The sequence below is a fragment of the Pseudobdellovibrionaceae bacterium genome (assembly GCA_020635075.1).
Lineage (GTDB): Bacteria > Bdellovibrionota > Bdellovibrionia > Bdellovibrionales > UBA1609 > JADZEO01.
Genome location: JACKAM010000002.1, coordinates 946,949 through 967,010, shown reverse-complemented (window position 1 = coordinate 967,010; position 20,062 = coordinate 946,949). Strand labels below are relative to the sequence as shown.

Annotated in this window: 20 protein-coding genes; 10 read left to right on the top strand and 10 right to left on the bottom strand. The window is 51.2% G+C overall.

The genetic code is table 11. The features are described 5' to 3' along the window. Positions 1-274: 274 nt before the first annotated feature. Both rimO and H6624_14320 read right to left on the bottom strand, forming a co-directional pair. The gene (rimO, locus tag H6624_14325) at positions 275-1,666 is read right to left on the bottom strand and encodes a 30S ribosomal protein S12 methylthiotransferase RimO (GenBank protein MCB9085519.1); all 1,392 of its coding nucleotides are present in this window, start codon (positions 1,664-1,666) and stop codon (positions 275-277) included. Positions 1,667-1,675: 9 nt separating this feature from the next. Beyond that, a complete protein-coding gene (locus H6624_14320) occupies positions 1,676-2,599 on the bottom strand; it encodes an outer membrane lipoprotein carrier protein LolA (protein MCB9085518.1) in 924 nt (307 codons plus the stop codon). A gap of 340 nt (positions 2,600-2,939) precedes the next feature. Here H6624_14320 and H6624_14315 point away from each other — a divergent pair, with 340 nt between their 5' ends. After that, entirely contained in the window at positions 2,940-3,182 is a 243-nt protein-coding gene (locus H6624_14315; GenBank protein MCB9085517.1) for a hypothetical protein, read from the top strand. 210 nt (positions 3,183-3,392) lie between these two features. Here H6624_14315 and H6624_14310 read toward each other — a convergent pair whose 3' ends face one another. The 6 genes from H6624_14310 to H6624_14285 all read right to left on the bottom strand — a co-directional run bounded on the left by H6624_14310 (position 3,393) and on the right by H6624_14285 (position 8,680). Beyond that, positions 3,393-3,866, bottom strand: a complete 474-nt coding sequence (locus tag H6624_14310; GenBank protein MCB9085516.1) for a 23S rRNA (pseudouridine(1915)-N(3))-methyltransferase RlmH — start codon at positions 3,864-3,866, stop codon at positions 3,393-3,395. Beyond that, complete coding sequence (gene nadD / locus H6624_14305) at positions 3,863-4,921, bottom strand: nicotinate (nicotinamide) nucleotide adenylyltransferase (protein MCB9085515.1); 1,059 nt, start codon at positions 4,919-4,921, stop codon at positions 3,863-3,865. The genes H6624_14310 and nadD overlap by 4 nt, the downstream gene beginning before the upstream one ends. Next, a complete protein-coding gene (gene obgE, locus H6624_14300; GenBank protein ID MCB9085514.1) occupies positions 4,914-5,945 on the bottom strand; it encodes a GTPase ObgE in 1,032 nt (343 codons plus the stop codon). Before obgE ends, nadD begins: the two co-directional genes overlap by 8 nt. A gap of 101 nt (positions 5,946-6,046) precedes the next feature. Continuing rightward, positions 6,047-6,307 (bottom strand): 50S ribosomal protein L27, encoded by a 261-nt coding sequence (rpmA, locus tag H6624_14295; GenBank protein MCB9085513.1) that lies wholly within the window; start codon positions 6,305-6,307, stop codon positions 6,047-6,049. A 61-nt stretch (positions 6,308-6,368) separates the two neighbouring features. Further along, positions 6,369-7,001, bottom strand: a complete 633-nt coding sequence (gene rplU / locus H6624_14290) for a 50S ribosomal protein L21 (protein ID MCB9085512.1) — start codon at positions 6,999-7,001, stop codon at positions 6,369-6,371. A gap of 155 nt (positions 7,002-7,156) precedes the next feature. Next, positions 7,157-8,680: an Rne/Rng family ribonuclease gene (locus tag H6624_14285; protein ID MCB9085511.1), complete on the bottom strand. Its 1,524-nt coding sequence runs from the start codon at positions 8,678-8,680 to the stop codon at positions 7,157-7,159. 207 nt (positions 8,681-8,887) lie between these two features. On the opposite strand from H6624_14285, the gene H6624_14280 reads away from it, so the two are divergent. Further along, positions 8,888-10,153, top strand: coding sequence for a type IV pilus twitching motility protein PilT (locus tag H6624_14280; protein MCB9085510.1), 1,266 nt, complete (start codon positions 8,888-8,890; stop codon positions 10,151-10,153). Here the strand turns inward: H6624_14280 and H6624_14275 are convergent. Next, positions 10,150-10,569 carry a hypothetical protein gene (locus H6624_14275; protein MCB9085509.1) on the bottom strand — a complete coding sequence of 140 codons (420 nt, stop codon included), beginning with the start codon at positions 10,567-10,569 and terminating at the stop codon, positions 10,150-10,152. The two genes, H6624_14280 and H6624_14275, sit on opposite strands and share 4 nt — an antisense overlap. Further along, positions 10,560-10,856, bottom strand: coding sequence for an acylphosphatase (locus H6624_14270; GenBank protein ID MCB9085508.1), 297 nt, complete (start codon positions 10,854-10,856; stop codon positions 10,560-10,562). The genes H6624_14275 and H6624_14270 overlap by 10 nt, the downstream gene beginning before the upstream one ends. Positions 10,857-10,937: 81 nt before the next feature. Between H6624_14270 and deoC the strand changes: the two genes are divergently transcribed. The 8 genes from deoC (at position 10,938) to H6624_14230 (ending at position 20,043) form a co-directional block, all read left to right on the top strand. Next, positions 10,938-11,615 carry a deoxyribose-phosphate aldolase gene (gene deoC, locus H6624_14265; GenBank protein MCB9085507.1) on the top strand — a complete coding sequence of 226 codons (678 nt, stop codon included), beginning with the start codon at positions 10,938-10,940 and terminating at the stop codon, positions 11,613-11,615. 8 nt (positions 11,616-11,623) lie between these two features. Then, entirely contained in the window at positions 11,624-12,919 is a 1,296-nt protein-coding gene (locus tag H6624_14260; protein ID MCB9085506.1) for a thymidine phosphorylase, read from the top strand. 11 nt (positions 12,920-12,930) lie between these two features. Continuing rightward, positions 12,931-13,749 carry a purine-nucleoside phosphorylase gene (locus H6624_14255; GenBank protein ID MCB9085505.1) on the top strand — a complete coding sequence of 273 codons (819 nt, stop codon included), beginning with the start codon at positions 12,931-12,933 and terminating at the stop codon, positions 13,747-13,749. After that, on the top strand, positions 13,746-15,071 hold the full coding sequence (locus tag H6624_14250) for an amidohydrolase family protein (protein MCB9085504.1): 1,326 nt from the start codon (positions 13,746-13,748) through the stop codon (positions 15,069-15,071). Before H6624_14255 ends, H6624_14250 begins: the two co-directional genes overlap by 4 nt. Before the next feature lie 2 nt (positions 15,072-15,073). Next, a complete protein-coding gene (locus H6624_14245) occupies positions 15,074-15,607 on the top strand; it encodes a DUF523 domain-containing protein (GenBank protein ID MCB9085503.1) in 534 nt (177 codons plus the stop codon). 178 nt (positions 15,608-15,785) lie between these two features. Further along, positions 15,786-17,045: a S8 family serine peptidase gene (locus H6624_14240; GenBank protein MCB9085502.1), complete on the top strand. Its 1,260-nt coding sequence runs from the start codon at positions 15,786-15,788 to the stop codon at positions 17,043-17,045. 122 nt (positions 17,046-17,167) lie between these two features. Next, a complete protein-coding gene (gene asnS, locus H6624_14235; GenBank protein ID MCB9085501.1) occupies positions 17,168-18,457 on the top strand; it encodes an asparagine--tRNA ligase in 1,290 nt (429 codons plus the stop codon). A 14-nt stretch (positions 18,458-18,471) separates the two neighbouring features. Continuing rightward, positions 18,472-20,043 carry an acyl-CoA carboxylase subunit beta gene (locus tag H6624_14230; protein ID MCB9085500.1) on the top strand — a complete coding sequence of 524 codons (1,572 nt, stop codon included), beginning with the start codon at positions 18,472-18,474 and terminating at the stop codon, positions 20,041-20,043. Positions 20,044-20,062: the final 19 nt, after the last annotated feature.

The following is a 20,062-nucleotide window of genomic DNA, read 5'->3' as shown; positions in this document are numbered from 1 at the left end:
GGGGTTCGGCTAGCATATCTGAGATAACCAAGAAGCAGCCTAACCTCAACGACTTATGAATGCCGAAACTATTTTACAGGTAGAAAAGATAAACTGTCTGATTCGTGTACAGTCGTATTTAGTTAACGAGAGCGTTCACTACAAAGAAAATCACGACTGAATAGACAAACAGCATGACTAAGTTGCCTGATAACATGTTGCCTCCCGCTGCCCTCCTCTAATCGAGCCAGACATGACCAGTGCTGTCAACAATAAACCCTGAGGTCTCGACTATTTAGCCTTCTGCGTCGCAGTCAACAATCTCCCCGACCAGATCATAGTCGTGGCTATCAGTGATCTTTACATCCACCATGTCTCCGGGATGAGCCTCTCCACTGCTGATGTAAGTGACCCCATCGATCTCAGGCGCCTGCTGAGAATGACGGCCCTGAAGGAGCAATTCCGTCTCTTCGCTGACTCCTTCGACTAAAACTCGAATAGTTTTACCTATGAAGGCCTTGTGCTTTCGCCGACTAATCTCTTTTTGTACCTTCATCAGCCGCTCAAAGCGCCGTTGCTTTGTTCCCTCGTCGACTTGATCCTCAAGAGTTCCAGCCTTGGTGTTTTCCTCTTGGGAAAACATGAAGCAGCCCACGCGATCAAACTCCTGCTGACGAACAAACTCCAGCAGCTCCTCAAACTCCTCTTCCGTTTCGCCGGGATAGCCGACAATAAACTGGGTACGGACAACTGCATCCGGAATTTCTATGCGAATTCTCTCCAGTGCCTCTTCGATTTCCTCTCTTGTCATCCGGCGATTCATTCTCTTCAGGACATTGTTATTAATGTGTTGAAGTGGCATATCGAAGTAGTTAACCAAATTGTCTTTTTCTTTAATGAGCTTCACCAGCTCCGGCGTGGCTCCATCAGGATACATGTAGAGAACTCTAATCCACTCGGCACCCGACTGCTCCGACAAAGCCCGCAACAGCTCCACGGGGTTTTCAATCGCCCCAGGGGACTGCTTTTTGAGATCCCAGCCATAATCCGTAAAGTCATGGGAAATCACTATCAGCTCTTTAACCCCTCCAGCCACCAGAAGCTTGGCCTCACTGACGATACCGCCCAAGCGCCGCGACTGAAGATTGCCTCTAATCATTGGAATGGCACAAAAGGCACAGCGTTTTTTGCACCCTTCAGATATCTTAAGATAGGCCCGGTGCTTTGGTTGGGAGTTGATTCTTTGAGCCGAGTCTTCCTGCAAATAAGTAGGAAGATCATAAAATCGTTTTTCTTTGTTGCCCGCACGCGACTCGCGCAGAATACGAGCAATGTTTTGAAACTCCCCAGAGCCCACAAAGAGATCCGCCTCGGGCAAGCCTTCAACCAGCTCATCTTTATATCTCTGGGTTAAGCATCCCGCCACCACCAGGCGACTGAGCTTGCCCGAATTTTTGAGTTCCGCCATTTCCAAGATCTTTTCGATGGATTCCTTTTTTGAGTCCTCAATAAAACCACAGGTATTAATGACAATCGTCTCGGCTTCCTCAGGGTTTTCCGAAACCTCATAGCCTTCGCTGAGCAGCGAACCCAACATGATTTCGGAATCAACCAGGTTCTTGGGACAACCAAGGCTGACAAAATGAACTTTTGAAGATCCGCGATTCTGCTTTGGCCCGGTCACCATTACCTCAGATTAAATTTCCGTCACATCCGCATTTGACGGAGGCTTGTATTTAAAATGTCCACTCGACAGGCGGACTCCAAACTTAACATCCGAAAACCTATACAAAGTTTCATTTTCCAACTCATCCCAATAGGCAATCTCTGTAATTTTCTTGGCCTTGTTGTCTACCTGAACTTTTACTTTCATCACATCGGCCAGATGAGCTTCCTTCCGTGGCTTCAATTCGACCGTCAAGCGGCCCTTCTTCGTGTCTGATTTCAACAATTCAAACCTATCCCAGACGGCTTCATCGCCAAAAAGTACCGCCAATAGAGCATTGGACTTCTTTAGCTGGGCCGCCTTCATCTTGGTCACCTGAATGGCGCCGCCAAACTCTTCTGGCATTTTGCTGACCACCCAAATGATGTCATCATTCATCACCAACAAGGAATCTTCTGGTTTGGCGATCGCCATCTTCAAGCGTCCCTTTGAGTACCACAGTCGACCCTTGCCGGTCTTTTCTTCGTCCATTAGAGCTAGGTGAACTTTCTTTTCAACCTTCATGCCAACCGCTCGGGTGGTTTGATACTTCTTTACCACCTCCTTAATCGATGCGATTTCTGGAGCAATCTCTGGTTCGGCTTTCTCGACCTTAGGTTCCGTTTCTTGAACCTTGGCCTTCTCAGTCCCTTTAGTCCTTTTCTTCAACTGTTTTTTCGTCTTTTTGTCTACTTCCACTTCAGCCGCAGAAGCGGGCCCTTCTTCAGATTCATCCGCTTGCAGAGACTCCGCAGAACTGGATTCCTCGCCTGCCATCAGGCTGATCCCCTCCTCGGGCTCCTCGCCCCCTTCTTTTTTGTCCTTGGCTGCACTCGCGCAGGCAAGAGGAACCATGAGAATCAGAGCCAAAGTCAAAATCATCTGTGGCATGGATTTTGTCGCTTTAAAAATCATTGGCATCCCCTAAGCGTTAATATTCATCAGGTTTTATCAGACCCATTCAAGGTCGGCAAGACAGCCTACGGGCAATGGACCAAACCTGAAAGTGCTTGGGGCGCCCAAGGCTCTCCCAGGCGCCTGTGGCCGTAGCCCCCGTCGTCACGACATCGTCGACAAATAAGACTCGCCTGTATTTATTACCTCGATCAATGACCTCGAACTGGTCGTGAGGGGATTGTGCCCGGCGGGCCAGCCTCCCCAGTCGTTTTTGCCTCCGACGCGAGTCTCTTCTCCGCAGAGCAGGTCTGACTTCAATTCCCAGTAGATTCCCAAGCATTCGGGCCAAGAGTACCGCATGGTCCTCATGCCCATGTTTCCTCGGGGGACTCGGCACTATCACCCACCCATGGCCTTCGCGAGCTTCTATCCACGAACGGGCCAAAGCGACGGAAAGTTCTCTCCAGAGAGCCCTATCACCCGCTCCGCCCTTGAGGCTAAGTACCAGTCGGCGAATACCCGCATCATTGTGACTTCCCCAATCAAACAGGCTACGCGTCTGGATTCCATCCATTGTTCTGTTTTGCTGGAAAGATTTTAGTCGCTGGTTCAGCAGGTAGGACCAACAGCTCCTGCAAAGCCCATTCTGCTCTGTCCACAGCCATCCACAGAGGGGACAACATCTGATGAGTTGCTTGAACTTCCACATGCCGAACATCTCATGCAAGCAATGCCATTTGCAGATTTTACTTTAAAAGTGGCTCAAGGACTCCGGCCGTCCGATTGCTCCCGGACAACACCCTAAGGGCTATTATTCATTGTGATAAGGAATGCCCTTCCAAATCGTCAGAGCACGATAGATCTGCTCAAGGGCGACAAGGCTTGCGACCTGGTGGTTCATGGTTAGGGGACTCAGGCTGATGAACTCATTGGCTCTCGCCCGAACCTCAGGCCCGAGTCCAAATGCTCCACCAATAATAAAAACCACGCGAGCCTTTCCCATTTCCAACTTCTTTACCAAAAATTGGGAGAACTCTCTGGAGGATGAGAACGTCTTGCCCTTTTCATCAAAGGCAATGACCCAGTCATCAGGGGACAGTACCTTTAGCAGGCGCGAGTCTTCAGCCGTAATCTTGCGGTCTTTTTCCTTGCGGCCTGAACTGTCCGACTTAACCGCAACCACGTCAAAGGGAAGCATCCTCGATATTTTTTCCAAGTAAACTTGGTTCGAGTCCTGATGCCAGCTGTCTTTGCTCGTTTGAACAAAGAGGAGGGCTGCTCTCACGAACGAGGCCCCGGCTTATCCCCAGGTTTTCGAAAGGCCGCATGGGGATCGTGAATAACTACTCGACCGGCGTCAGCCCAAAGGTCCTCAATTTTGTATTCGGCACGGGCATAGTCGTAAAAGATGTGCACAATCAGGGCCCCATAATCAAGCACCACCCAGCGCCCCTCAGACTGCCCCTCAATATTCTGAGGCCAAAACCCATAGGTTTGATGAACCTGATTCATCAAGTGCTCAGCGATGGCATTGGTTTGCCGAGTGTTAGATCCCGAGGCCACCAGAGTGAATTGAGCGGGAAAATGCGTCTCTCCTAAATCAAATCCGACGACGTTAATGGCATTCTTTTCGTTGAGAATGCGGCCCATCTCCTGCGTTAACTCCAGGTAGTTCTCCACCTTCTTGTGAAGATCCTCGAACCAACCCCTTTCGCGGATCATTTCGTCCACGCCTTCCGGAACCAAGCCATCGAGTGATTCTCCGGAGCGCAACCGACGTCGAAGCTCCGATCCGGACACATCTATGTCATTGAGTTTCACAAAATAGATCTTTTTACTCGTCGCGAGTTCGATCACTTTGCCATCATTTTTTTTGACCAAACCGCGAAGACCGGGAGGAAAGCTTTCGAGCCCTTCCGGCCACTCAAAGCCCGGACGTGTGGTGACGACTAGGTCGACTTCCTGAAGAATTTCTGTAAAAGCCTTCCAATGGTCGAAGTTTTCGAATTGATCTGCACCAATGATAAGAAACAAATTCTCGGTCTTGAACTCCGAACGAAGATCCTGAACCGTGTCTAGAGTATAGCTCACGCCGCCACGCTGAACCTCGCGGTCATCAGCGACCAACAGTGGGGAGTAGGAAGACACTCCAAGCCGCACCAAAGCCAGCCTCTCCTCCGGATTAGGCCCTTCGAGACGGGGGCGATTTGGACTCTGATAGGCGGGAATGACTCTCACTTGATCGAGCTCCAGCTCTCCCGCCACGGTTAGAAGGCTGTTTAAGTGTCCCATGTGAAATGGACTAAATGTGCCGCCAAAAATTCCAATTCGATCACTCACTCTGATCCCCTTTTATGACATGGCTACCAGCCGCAAATATCAATTCCTTAATATTCTTTCTCGTCGCCGCAGACACCGGTAAAGCAGTGACACCCATACGCCTGAACTCCTCAACCAACTGGTGCTCTCTTTCTTCAGGAACGACGTCCATTTTATTTAACACCACCACCTGAGGGCGATCGGACAGGGGCCAATAGCCCTCCTTACTCTGGTGCATTTCATCGTAGAGCTTTAGCTCTTCGTTAATATCTTTATAATCTTGAACCGGGTCCCTCTGGCTCATTTCGCTGGCATCGACGACATGGACAAACACTCGGGTCCGCTCTATATGGCGTAAAAACTGAGAGCCAAGCCCAACACCCTTGTGAGCCCCGACAATCAAACCCGGAATGTCTGCGGCAACAAATGAATCCGCATCTCCATAGCGAACAACGCCCAAGTTGGGAACCAGAGTGGTAAACGGATAGTCGGCAATCTTCGGCTTAGCTGCTGAAATCACCGAGATAATGGTCGACTTCCCGGCGTTGGGGAAGCCAATGATGCCCACATCAGCAATGAGCTTGAGCTCTAAGTGGATGACCAGCTCTTCACCTGGCATCCCCTTTTGGGCAATCCCTGGTGCCTGATTGACCGAGGTCTTGTAAAAGGTGTTACCCTTTCCACCCAGGCCTCCCTCCAACAGGACGGTCTCCTGAACCTCTCCCATATCGACAAGAACATTTCCCGACTCATCGGTGACGACTGTTCCTGCTGGAACATCTATGACCAGATCCTTACCCGCCCTGCCGTCCATTTTTTCGGCCATTCCGGGCTGGCCATTCTCAGCCGAAAGCCGCTTTAGATTGTGCAAGTCCAAGAGGGAGTTAAGATGGGGATTGACGCGGACAAGGACATCGCCGCCCTTGCCACCATGCCCCCCATCAGGGCCTCCGCGGGGAACCATGGATTCACGACGAAAACTCACACACCCAGGTCCTCCCTTGCCAGAGGCCACAGCTAAGGTCACTTCGTCGATAAATTTCATGATTTTGCCTAGTTTGGTTCTGCAGGCATCCTCAAAATAAAGGGATGCCTGGACATTTTTGAGCCTGTCGGCACCAGGCTCATTAAAACTGTGTCGGACAGTTAGGCCGTTTTCGGGTAAACGCTAACTTTCATGCGGGACTTTGTGATGCGCTCAAACTTCACCAAGCCTTCAATAATCGAATAGATGGTGAAATCACGACCCATTTTCACATTGTTACCCAAATGAAATCTGGTCCCACGCTGGCGCACGATAATGGTTCCAGGATTAACCAACTGGCCACCAAAGCGCTTAACACCTAAGCGTTTACTCTGACTGTCGCGTCCGTTCTTCGTACTACCTGCTGCTTTTTTCGATGCCATTGAGCACCCCTACGTTACGTTCAAATTCAAATCAAACTTCACTGACCCGAAGAGGCCCTAATTAGGCCTTCTTCTTAGTCGTTTTCTTTTTTGCTGTCTTTTTAGTCGTCGCCGTCTTTTTCTTAGCGGCTGACTTCTTTTTCGCGGCTTTTTTCTTAGCCGTCTTTTTGGCAGCCTTCTTTTTCTTCTTGGTCACTTTTTTAGCCGCCGTTTTTTTCGCTGTACCAGAAGCCGCCGCAGTCTTCTTAGACGCTTTTACTTCCTTGCGCTTAGGTCCGGTTTCCTTTTTGGCCTTACGAACCTCTTTAGCCTTTTCAATCTGGGCAGCCTTTTTCTCGGGACTAAATACACGCGCATCGTTGTCTGCCTGAGTGCTTTGGCCTTCTGGGTTGGTGATCGATTTTACGAACAGCTCTGTATAGGGCTGACGGTGACCACGCATACGGCGATATCCCTGGCGACGCTTCTTCTTAAAAACGATCACCTTGGGTGCTTTTGTCTGACGGGTTACAACAACCGTTACTTTCGCACCCTGAACAGTGGGCTCACCAACAAAGGTCTTGTCACCACTGACTACCAAAACTTCATCAAGATCAAATTCCGAACCAAGCTCTTTTTCCAGCTTCTCGACACGCAAGGTGTCTCCAGCCTTAACTTTGTATTGCTTCCCGCCGGAACGAATAATGGCGTACATCTTCAACTACCTCCAAAACCAGGTCGTAAGCTTGAAGTATCTGCCACGGCGCAAAAGATCTGTCAATAAATTCACTCAATTAGGATGGGATTCCTGGGCCCCAATTTAAGCCCTGGGTCATCTCGGCAGAGCCCCCACCCAAGAGCTCCTCCCGCCTACACTGTAATAATTTCATACTGCTCCAGGTGGTAGGCCGGCTCGACCTTAAAGGCAATCGAGTGCCCGAGGCGTTTTTCAATGAATTCAAGGGTTTCTTGCTCTTCGCTGTACACCCAATCGGCAATGTCACTGTGGCAATGCACCACCGTCGTGGCCTTGGTGCCCGGACGACGCGCCTCCCGCTCGAGAGCGCTGAAGATCTCATTGGCGACCGTGACTCTCTGCTTAATATAGCCATTACCGTCGCAATAGGGGCAGGGCTGGCAAAGGGTTGAGACCAAAGAGGGCCGAATTCGCTTGCGGGTCATTTCCACTAAGCCCAGGTCTGACATGGCCAGCACGGTGGTGCGGGCCCTGTCCTTTTTGAGCTGATCCTGGAGAAAAACCATGAGCTTTTCCCGGTGGAGGACCTTTTCCATATCAATGAAATCAATAATGATGATCCCACCGCAGTTGCGAATGCGTAGCTGATGGGCGATCTCTTTGGCCGCTTCCATATTGGTCTTAAGGATCGTGTCTTCCAGATCTTTTTTGCCGACGAACCTTCCCGTATTCACATCCACGACCACCAGTGCCTCCGCTTCGTCCACCACAATATAGCCGCCGGACTTCAGCCAGATCTTGCGCCCCAATGAGCGGGAAATCTCCAGGTCGATTTCGTAGGAGTCAAACAGAGGAGACTTGCCGCGATAGTGTTCCACCTTGTTTTTGAACTTGGGCATAAAGTGAGTCACAAAATTGCCCACCTTCTCAAAGGCCTCTTTATGATCTACCACCACCTTTTCCACATTCTCGTTGAGCATATCGCGGAGAGCCCGCAGCTCAACGTCCATTTCCGAGTGAATAAGGCCCTGGCCCTTTCCCTTTTGGTAATTCTTCTCGATTTCTTTCCACAGGCGGTGGAGGTAGTCTAAATCCTCACCTAAGCTCTTTTCAGTCGCCCCTTCCCCTGCGGTACGGACAATGACCCCTCCATTCGGCTGGAGCTTTTCCACCATGGTCCGCAAGCGTTCGCGCTCACCCTCATCCTCAATTCGGCGGCTAATGCCAAGGTGGTTGATCGTCGGCATAAAGACCAGGTGGCGACCGGGCAGAGAAATATGGGTGGTAATTCGCGCACCCTTGCTTCCCAAAGGATCTTTGGCCACTTGAACCAGGATGATTTGCCCTTCTTTGAGAAGATCCTGGATATTAACCTTTGATTCCTCTTCTTCCTCTTCGCTGCCCTCTATTACCAGGTCCTCTTCCTTGGGTCCGGGAGCCTCATCGAAGAGATTTTTTTCCGCATGTTGGTCGGTGCGCACATCACCAACATAGAGAAAGGCTGCGCGGTCCAAACCAATATCAACAAAGGATGCCTGCATTCCTGGAAGTACCCGCATCACTCGGCCACGATAGATGGATCCGACCAAAGTTGGGGAGGTCCGCCGCTCGATCTTGAGGTCCACGAGCTCACGATCTTCGACATAGGCCACCCGGGTCTGGGTGGGCCGAACATTAATCAATATTTCCGCCGACAATCAGCTCGCCCCTGTTTGAGTTCAACTCACTTTCTCACTCCAAGAATGCCAAAAAACACAATAATATCAAATATCTCCAATTCACAAGTGGTCTTTTGGATGCACGCCGCGATGGCTCGTTGCGTCGGCCATAAATCATTAAGCTCAGGGACAATGACGCCGATCAATTGAATGGAAAATCGACATTTATCGACTTCGAGAGGCTGGATGGCTCAGATCGACAAACTCTTTCAAGTGATGGTGGCGCAAAATGCCTCGGATATGCATTTGTCTTCGGGTGCTCCTCCCATTCTGCGCATTCATGGCGAAATGGTTCGTCTTGAGCACCCTTCTTTGACCAACGAAAACGTTCAAGCTCTGATTTTTGAAATTCTCAATGACAAGCAAAAGCGACAGTTCGTCGAACAATGGGAACTGGATTGCAGTTACGCCATCAAAGGCCTCGGTCGCTTTCGTGTGAACGTCTTTATGCAACGCCGGGGGATGGGCGGCGTCTTCCGTGTGATTCCGGAGGAAATTAAGACTGTCCATGAGCTTGGACTACCAGAGTCCCTGCTGAAACTCGTTGAAGTTCCCAGAGGATTGATCTTGGTTACCGGGCCCACGGGATCAGGCAAGTCAACGACTCTTGCAGCTCTCCTTCACACCATCAACTGTGAACGCAAAGAGCATATTTTGACCATTGAAGATCCCATCGAGTTTGTGCATGAAAATCGGATGTGCCTGATTAACCAACGGGAAGTCACCAGCCATACAAAGTCCTTCGCAAATGCCCTTAAAGCCGCCCTTCGTGAAGATCCCGACATCATTCTTGTGGGTGAGATGCGAGACCTGGAAACCATTCACCTGGCCATGACCGCTGCTGAGACCGGTCACTTGGTATTTGGTACTCTTCACACCAATAGTGCGGCTAAAACTGTCGACCGAATTATTGACGTGTTCCCTCAAGGGCAACAGGCTCAGGTTCGGGTCATGCTTGCGGAAAGCTTAAGGGGTGTTGTCGCCCAGACTCTCTTCCCTCGCGCCGACAAACCGGGCCGAGTGGCGGCCCTTGAAGTATTGGTCAATACCCATGCTGTTGGGAATCTGATTCGTGAAGGCAAGACTTTCCAGATTCCTTCAGCCATGCAGACCGGCTCCTCTCACGGCATGCTGACCTTTGATAGTTCAATTCGTGCTCTTATGAAGGAAGGCAAGATCTCCGTCGAAGAGGGAGAAATCTTCCTCGGCATTCACAAAGACGCCAAAAAAGAGGAGTCTGCTGCTCCCAGCCCGTCCGCGGCGGCACCTCAGCAGCGTCCCCCGGGCCAACCGGGTCAACGGCCCCCTGGAGGCGGTCCTCCTGGCAGACCACCTGGCGGCGGTGGCGGTGGCGGTGTCAAAATCACCAGCACCAGCGCCAGCCCTCCTCCCGCTAGCAGCGGGGCGGGTAATCTTTTGAAGAATTTTGGCTTCAAGAAAAAAGCCGGCTAAAAATCCCACTCCCATTTTAACTGTAGCTGGGAAAGATCTTGATCCGGCATCACCATGGCCTGAGAGATCATCATTTGCTCCTGTTCCGTTTGTGGCAGCATGGTCTCGAAGTAGGTTTTGGGTTTTGTTGCGGCCTGATAGGTCGTGTACACTGTGCCGGCAATGATTCCCACGGCAAAACCTATGGCAATGTTAGACAGTTTGTCCTGGGGACGACCGTAAAAGCTTAAAGTGCTAAGGCCTAAGATCGCCCCCGCCAATCCAGAGAAGATGATGGTCGCCAGCTGTTTTCTTGGACCGATCGCTGTGGCCTGCTGTGAGTTATTGTTATTTGGATACTGGGCTTCGGCCGCTGGGGCTCCCACACTCAGACAAAGGATAATTGCCATCACCAGCCCTAGAGCTTTCACTGCCACGGAGCCTCCCCGTCATCTAAAATAAAAAATGGGCCAAGTATTTCATCATACTCTACATCTACTACAATAAGATCTTCCACCCGAGATGCCAAAGGTCCCTTGCGCAACTTTTGTTCAAACTCAGCTAAAACATCTTGGGGAGCAAACGCGATCGCCTCGACTCGACCATCAGCCAGGTTACGAACCCAACCGAAGATGTTCAGCTTACCGGCCTCCCTAGAGGTAAAGGCGCGGAAGCCGACGCCCTGAACTAGCCCTGAAACTAAAAACTGACGACAAACCTTCATAGAGATACCTTAGAAGTGCTATTTCCATTTGCAAGATATTTGTGAATTAGGAGGAAACTCCCCGTGAGTGAATCTGGCAAACTGACGCCCGGCAGCTCTTTTGCCCAGCTTATTGATCACACCCTGCTGAGGCCTGAAGCCACCTGGGCGGACATCAGCCGCCACTGTAATGAAGCCATTACCCACGGCTTCTACGCTGTCTGTGTAAACTCCTTCTGGATTCCCAATTGCCACGAGTTGCTCGCCGGTAAAAATGTCAAGATTTGCGCCACCGTGGGATTCCCCTTGGGAGCCTCCTCCACGTCTGTTAAGTCGTTTGAAGCAGCATGGTGTCGTGACATTGGGGCAGATGAGATCGATATGGTCATTAATATTGGTGCCATTAAGTCGAGACAGACGAAAGCTGTCGAGGAGGATATTCTTCACGTCGTTGCGGCCTCAACTCCAGCAAAGGTGAAGGTGATTCTTGAAACTTCACTTCTCACAGATCTGGAGAAGAAACTGGCCTGTGAAATTGCCAAGGGAGCCGGCGCTGCCTTTGTCAAAACCTCGACTGGATTTCTTGGCACTGGAGCAAGTGAAGAGGATGTTAAACTCATGAGATCCGTTGTGGGTCATGAATTGGGTGTCAAGGCGAGCGGAGGAATTCATGATCTTAAGACACTGCAACGAATGGTAAGCGCCGGCGCCAGTCGCATTGGAACGAGCTCCGGAGTGGCGATTGTCACCGGCAAAAGAGTCACCAAAGGAGAATACTAGTGACCTTTATCCCTGCAGAGCTGATTAAAAAGAAGCGTCGAGGCGAAGAACATACCAATGAAGAATTGGACTTCCTGGTCAATCAATTTACTGCCGGAAAAATTCCCGACTATCAAATGGCCGCATGGTTAATGGCTGTTTGCTTCCAGGGGATGGGCGATGTGGAAACCGCTACTTTCACCCGTTTTATGCGAGACTCGGGTAAGGTTCTTGATTTCTCACACCTGGGCCGCCCGGTTGTGGATAAACACAGTACCGGAGGAGTTGGCGATAAAACTTCTTTGATCGTCGCACCTCTTGCTTCAGCCTGCGGCGTTCCGGTGGCCATGATTGCCGGACGGGGGCTTGGTCACACTGGTGGCACCCTGGATAAACTGGAGAGCATTCCCGGATTTTCCGTGCAGGTGACCCTCGATGAATTTCAAACCCGAGTCGCCGAGTATGGTCTTGCCCTCGTCGGCCAAACGGATGACATTTGCCCTGCCGACAAAAAGCTCTATGCGCTCAGAGATGTAACAGGGACCGTGGAGTCTCTGCCTCTTATTTGCGGCAGTATCATGTCCAAAAAGCTCGCCGAGGGGCTTTCAGGATTGGTTCTGGATGTTAAGTTTGGCAGTGGCGCATTTATGAAAACGCTGGATCAAGCGCGAGAACTGGCGACACTGCTTAAATCTATTGGTGAACACAACGGCGTCAAAGTGGTGGCCCTCTTGACCAACATGAATCAACCCCTTGGCCGGGCGATTGGCAATGCCTTGGAAGTTGAGGAATGTCTGTCCATTATGCGTGGCGAACGAGAAGAATATTTTGCAGACACCCGTGAGTTGAGCTTGGAGTTGGCCTCGTGGATGGTCGTCTTAGGCGGGATTTGCCCGACCATCGGCGACGCCCGGCAATTAGCTGAAGACAAGCTCGAATCCGGCGAGGCGCTTAATGCCTTCGAAGCCCTGTGCGCGAGACAAGGGGCTCCCAAAACCGGGCCGCTCGCCAAGGCCTCAATTGTTGAGGATGTGTGCGCCTGTGATAATGGATTTATCTCGACAATGAACACCGAAGCCATCGGCGTCAGCTCTTTGCTACTTGGAGCCGGCCGCTTTTCATCATCCGATGTCATTGATATGGGAACAGGTATTGAATGCATGAGGAAGGTCGGAGACCAAGTTGCCAAAGGCGACACCCTTTTTGTTCTTCACGCCAACTCAAGCAAGCGCATTGAAGAGGTGCGGAGCAAGCTCATCGCGGCTGTGTCTCTATCCTCAGATCTGCCGAAGCCGGAAAAACTAATTGCAGAAATTCTTTCTTAGGTGGGTATCTTATGTCTGAGCTAAAACGAGTTCGGGAAACCGTCGATTACATTCGCAAGAGATCTTCTTTTAAGCCCCGGGTGGGGATCACTCTTGGCTCGGGACTGGCGGCCTTTGGTTCTTCGATAGATGTCGAGTGTGAGATTTCATTTAATGACTTACCCCACTTTCCACCCCCAACAGTTGACGGGCACCCAGGCAAACTCCTTTTGGGAAATTTAGGTGATTCCCCGGTAGCCGTTCTTCAAGGGCGGGTTCACTACTATGAAGGTCACTCGCCCGAGGACGTCGTCCTCCCTACTCGCGTCTTGGCCGACTTGGGAATCGAATCACTGGTACTTACTAACGCCGCTGGCGGACTTTCTCCTAAAATGAAGCCGGGAGATTTTATGGTTCTCACCGACCACATCAATCTCATGGGTTACAATCCATTGCGTGGGAAAAATGTGGACGAGTGGGGGCCGCGCTTCCCCGACATGTCAGAAATCTATGACCGTGAATTGCGCGCCAAACTCATTGCCATCCTGAATAAAATGGGTGTCTCTTTTCATGAGGGCGTTTATTGCGGCGTCAGTGGTCCCACCTATGAAACGCCGGCCGAAGTTCGCTACCTCGGCCAAATTGGTGGGGGGGCTGTTGGCATGAGTACCGTTCCGGAGGCGCTCGTTGCCCGCCACATGGGAGTAAAAGTTCTGGGCGTTAGTTGCATCACCAACTTGGCGGCGGGCCTGTCACCAACTCTTCTGACACATGAAGAGGTCAAAGAGACGGCTAAGATGGTCGAGGCACAGTTTAGCCAATTCTTGCGCTCCTTTGTCGAGGAACTATGAATTCCGCTCCCTCCACTCTTATCAGAGGTGGAACTCTGGTGACCATGGATCCAGGGCGCCGGGTCTTCGTGGGAGACCTGCGCCTAAGCGGGCCGGCCATTCAGCAGCTTGAGACTAACCTTGAGCCCCTACCCGGGGAGAAGGTCATCGATGCCCATGGGTGCTTTGTTATCCCGGGACTGATTCAAACCCACACCCACCTTTGCCAGGCGCTGTTTCGCGGATTGGCCGACGACATGGCCCTTCTCGATTGGTTGCAGAAGAAGATTTGGCCCTTTGAGTCCTCTCACAACGATGATTCCATGTATGCTTCTGCTGTCGTCGGCCTGCTGGAAATGCAACGACTGGGCACGACAGCGATCCTCGATATGGCCTCAACCCGTCATACGGACGCCATCTTTGAAGCCGTCGTTCAATCAAAAATGCGCTACTGGGGTGGCAACTGCCTCGCCGACCTAAAAAGCACTTCAGGTCCTCTTTACATGGAAACCAAAGAGTCACTTGAGGAGTGTGAACGACTTATCAAAATGTGGCATCAGAAGAACTCCCTAACCGAATACGCACTTTGCCCACGGTTTGCGGTTTCTTGTACAGAAAAAATTCTCCGCGCTTCGGTCGAGCTGCAAAAAGACCACAACCTGTTGATTCACACTCATGCCTCGGAAAACAAAGATGAGATTGCTCTGGTAAAAAAGAGAACGGGACGCAGTAACGTCGATTTTCTTTATGACCTAGGCATCCTCAGCCCCCAGTCGGTCATCGTTCACGGCGTTCACCTGACCGGAGGCGAAGTTCGAAAAATGGTGGGGACCAAAACGAAGCTCGTGCACTGTCCAAGCTCAAACCTTAAACTTGCCAGTGGCATCGCTCCGATTTCGCGCTATCTAGAAGCAGGAATGACTGTCTCCCTTGGCGCCGATGGAGCCCCCTGTAACAACACCATGGACCCATTTTTGGAGATGAGACTCGCGGCCCTCCTTCAAAAGCCTAAGTTTGGCCCCGAAAGCTTGCCGGCGGAACAGGCTTTTGAGATGGCTACGCTGGCAGGGGCCCGAACCCTTGGACGTGAAAAGGACCTTGGCTCCCTAGAGGCTGGAAAACTGGCCGACATCGTTATTGTTGATCGTAGCCACCCCAGCGTGGCTACGGTTGAAAGCCCCTACTCGGCCCTCGTATACTCCTGCAGCGGTCGAGACGTGCGCGACGTTTTTATTCATGGAGAGGCGGTGGTGAGAAGCTCTCAACACCTATTCTTTGACGCCAATGTCGTCGTTGATTCTGCAAAAAATGAATTGGCAAAACTCTTGGCCAGGATTGCTTAGGGGTGAGGGGATCAACTGTCACTAACACCATTTCAATCGCCGTAAGCAGCTGCCTTTTGGGTGAAAACGTCCGTTACGATGGGGGCAATAGAAAAAACGGACACGTGATTGACTTGCAAGAGCAGGGCTTCGAGTTGATTGCCGTGTGCCCGGAAGTCGACATTGGCCTGCCCACTCCCCGTGAGCCAATTGATTTGGTATTCGCTCCTACACAGAGACCATCGGCCCGCCTCCGCTGTGACTACAGGGTGGATTACAGCACTCGCCTGCGGCAGGCTGCCTATCGATTTTTTGGGAATCACCCAAATGTATGCGGATTTGTCTTTAAGTCCAGATCACCAAGCTGCGGACTGCATGATACACAAGCGTATGATACAGCTCGCAGTCCCATCGGCCAGGGTGCAGGCATCTTTGCTGAGGAGGTCCAACTGCTCAAAGCCGGAATTCCTGTGATTGATGACGTCCTATTTAATGATATTCATCACCGACAGAAATTCTTAAAGGCCGTCCAATCCTGGTCCTTGTCCCTGCCCTAAAACCCCTCACTTATAGGGACCCAAAGCAGTCATTATGGCCCAGATCCAGCCTAGGTCCAGTTTAGAAGAAACCCTCTCCTATTCTCGATTTCATTGGATCCGGACTAACCATTTTGGGCCCGGATAACCACAATAATACAGGGGGTGCGAGAATCTCCACGGAGGGGGAACGTTGGACATGGATGTCACTCGTGCTTACATTTTTGTTGCCCAATTAGTTGTTGTTGCGGCTTTCACCGGATGCGACAAACCTCGCTCCGGTGAGACCGTATTTCCTAAAACGGCCAACGAATGTCAGGCCACAGCAGTACCTGGGCAGTATCTTGTTCGCTGGCGCAACGGCCACGTGACGACTGAGGCCGGCAGTTCAAGGGCTCAGTTCATTGATGATTTTGTTGAGCCACAGCTGGAGAAGATTGACTTTGTTGAGGCGGATCAGGTTGTTCGCGTCGACGCTGAGCTGGAGTCATCGAGTCTGTATGATTACCCTGACAACTGGGGAACCCAACGCATTGATGCCTCCGTCGCCTGGCAAAAGAACGTCCGCGGCGATAATATCTTGGTTGCCGTCATTGACTCTGGCGTGGATATCACCCACCCCAATCTCGCTGGTCGCGTCTACAAAAACCCCGGCGAGTCCGGACTCGATCCGTCCGGAAAAGACAAATCCTCAAATGGCGTAGACGACGACGGCAATGGCTTTATTGATGATGTCTCTGGCTATGACTTTGTCGCCAACTCTCCTCATGTCTACGACAACTCCTTTCACGGCACCCATGTCTCCGGTATTATTGCCGCCGAACACTCGGATATTGTTCATCAAACAGGTCATGTCCAGGGCGTGGCGCCTGGTGCCACCATTCTCCCTCTGACTTTTATCGATGCAACTGGAGGGGGCACCCTCGGCGATGCGGTTCGCGCCATTGATTATGCGGTCAAGATGGGAGCCAAAATTATCAATGCCAGCTGGGGTGGGGCGCCATGCTCTCAAATTCTCGGCGAAAAGATTGCATCACTTGCCAACCATAACATTTTGTTCGTGGCCGCTGCAGGCAACCGGTCTACTAACATTGACGTTGATAAGGAATACCCCGCCTCTTACAACTACCCTGCCCAAATCACCGTCGGATCTACAGGCAATCTTGACCTGATGGCTGACCACTCCAACTACGGGGACTCGAGAGTTCACCTGTTTGCACCTGGCTCTCGAATCGTCAGCACAGTACCTGGAGGTGGCTATCGGTCCTCCACAGGCACCAGCATGGCAACTCCTTTTGTGGCTGGGACCGCGGCCCTTATCTGGAGCACCCGCCCCCAGGCCTCGGCCAGTGAAATCAGACAAATTCTGCTGTCGACAGTGAAGTTCGATGCTCTTTATCGAAATTCTTCACAGGGACGCCTAGATATCGGCCACGCCATTATGTCGATCCTCCCCTAAGATATTGCGTTGCGTCCAATGCGCGCACAAATGGCCTCTTTTTTGGGTGATCTTGCCGGATTTGGCATGGTAGGAATCTTACTTTGTTGAAAATCACCCATTATATAGAGCAGTTGGCGCATATGAAGACGTATATTTCAGATTTAAAGGACCATGTTGGACAAACCGTCGAACTACGCGGCTGGGTCCATAACACTCGGTCTTCCGGGAAGATCAAATTTCTCCTCCTTCGCGACGGCACCGGCATTTGCCAATGCATCTATTTTCGCGGTGAGTGTGATCCTGAGGCTTTCGAGATCTTTGCCAACCTGACTCAAGAGGCTTGTGTCAAAGTCACGGGTACGGTGCGCGAAGAAAAACGCAGCCCCGGAGGTTTTGAAATGGGTGCCACCAAGCTTGAAATTCTATCCCCTTCGGTCGACTACCCCATTACACCCAAGGAACACGGCACTGATTATTTAATGTCTCATCGTCACCTGTGGATTCGCTCGCGAAAACAGCACGCAGCCTTGAGAGTTCGTGCCGAAGTAATCGGTGCCATTCGTGACTTTTTTGACGGTAGAGGATTCACTCTGACAGATGCTCCGATTTTCACCCCCAGTGCCTGCGAGGGAACGTCGACGCTGTTTGAAACTCAATACTTTGATGAAAAGGCCTACCTTTCGCAAAGTGGGCAACTTTACATGGAAGCCACCGCTGCCGCTTTCGGCAAGGTTTACTGTTTCGGCCCCACCTTTCGAGCTGAGAAATCCAAGACCCGCCGGCACCTGATCGAGTTTTGGATGGTTGAACCCGAGGTGGCTTTTAACGACCTTTACGACAACATGGAGCTGGCTGAACAGTTCGTTGAGTACATTGTTCAGCGAACTATCAAGAATAGGGCAGATGAATTGGCCGTCCTGGAGCGGGACACGTCTGGCCTCGCCAAGGTATTGGCACCTTTTCCGCGCCTTCACTACGATGAAGCAGCCCAGATTATTAAAAAGGAAAATCCCAACTTTGTTATTGGTGATGATTTTGGCGGAACTGATGAAACCATCATCAGTTCCAAGCACGAAAAGCCTGTTTTTGTTCACCACTATCCCTCTGCAATTAAGGCCTTTTACATGAAAGAAGACCCTGATCAGCCGGGCTCCAGCATGAGTTGCGATTTGTTGGCAACCGATGGCTATGGGGAAATAATTGGTGGTGGCCAACGGGAAGACAGCCTTGAGATTCTGCAAAGAAAGATCAAGGAACATGACTTGGATGAAAAAGATTTTGCTTGGTTTTTGGATCTTCGTCGCTACGGGACGTTTCAACATGCGGGATTTGGTCTCGGCGTTGAACGTACTGTGGCCTGGATTTGTGGCCTGAGCCACGTCCGCGAGACGATTCCATTCCCAAGATTGTACGGGCGCCACTACCCATAAGAGGGGGAGAACGAATGGAGCAAGTGGAGACTGATTCGCTAACGGCTACACGCCTACGGCAATTGGAAGGCAAAAACGAAGTCGCCTTGCAGGGCGGTGGTGAAAACCGAATTGGCAAACACAAAGAGGGCGGACGGCTGACGGCTAGGGAGCGCCTCGATGTGCTTCTGGACCCTGGAAGCTTCGTTGAAATTGACCGCTTTGTTTCCCATCGCTGTGACAACTTTGGCATGGGCGAAAAAAAGATTCCTGGCGACGGCGTGGTTACAGGATACGGTCGTGTTAATGGCAAGCTGGTCTACGTCTATAGCCAGGACTTCACGGTCTTTGGTGGAAGCATGAGCCGCACACAGGCAAACAAAATATGCAAGGTCATGGATTTGGCGGTTAAAAATGGTGCGCCAATGATTGGCCTCAACGACTCCGGCGGGGCGCGAATTCAGGAGGGTGTTGAAGCCCTGGGCGGTTACTCCGACATTTTCCTTCGCAACGTAACCACCTCAGGCGTTGTTCCCCAAATCAGTGCGATTATGGGCCCCTGTGCGGGAGGAGCTGTTTACAGCCCCAGTCTGACTGATTTTATTTTTATGGTTAAGGAATCCAGCTACATGTTTGTGACCGGGCCCGATGTCATTAAGGCCGTCACTCATGAGGATGTTACAAAAGAGGAGCTGGGTGGAGCCTCAACCCACAGTACAAAGTCGGGCGTGGCCCACTTTGCCACCGAAGATGATCGCAATTGTCTTCTGATGATCCGCGAACTGCTTAATTTTCTCCCCTCAAACAACCTTGATGACGCTCCAATTCTGCCAACGACTGACCGGCCTGACAGAATTGACGAGTCGCTGAACAGTGTTATTCCTGACAGCTCCAAGAAACCTTACGACATGCTGGATATCATCCAGAAGACTGTCGACGAGGGTTACTTCCTCGAGATTCAAAAACACTACGCCCAAAACATTCTCATTGGCTTTGGCCGATACAATGGACGCAGCGTTGGCATTGTCGCAAATCAACCGAAGGTGTTGGCTGGTTGCTTGAATATTCAGGCCAGTATTAAGGCTGCCCGCTTTGTGCGCTTTTGTGATGCTTTCAACATCCCGATCCTGACCTTTGTTGACGTTCCTGGGTTTTTGCCTGGGACCGATCAGGAGTGGAATGGCATCATCACTCATGGCGCTAAGCTCCTCTATGCCTATGCTGAGGCCACCGTTCCCAAGATTACGGTCGTCACCCGAAAGTCTTATGGAGGAGCCTATTGCGTAATGTCCTCCAAGCACCTGCGGGGAGACATTAATCTGGCCTATCCAACGGCTGAAATCGCGGTGATGGGGGCGGACGGAGCTGTGAACATCATTTCTCGTCAGGAGATTAAAGACGCCTCTGATCCTGTTGCCGAAAAGGCACGCCTGACCAAGCAATATGAAGACGCCTTCGCCAATCCCTATGTCGCAGCCGAGCTGGGATATATGGATGAGGTCATTGAGCCTGCCATGACTCGAAAGAGAATTATTGATTCGCTTGAAATGTTAAAAAACAAGCGAGACACCAATCCGCCGAAAAAACATGGCAACATTCCGCTATAATCCGAGGGGGAACGAAATG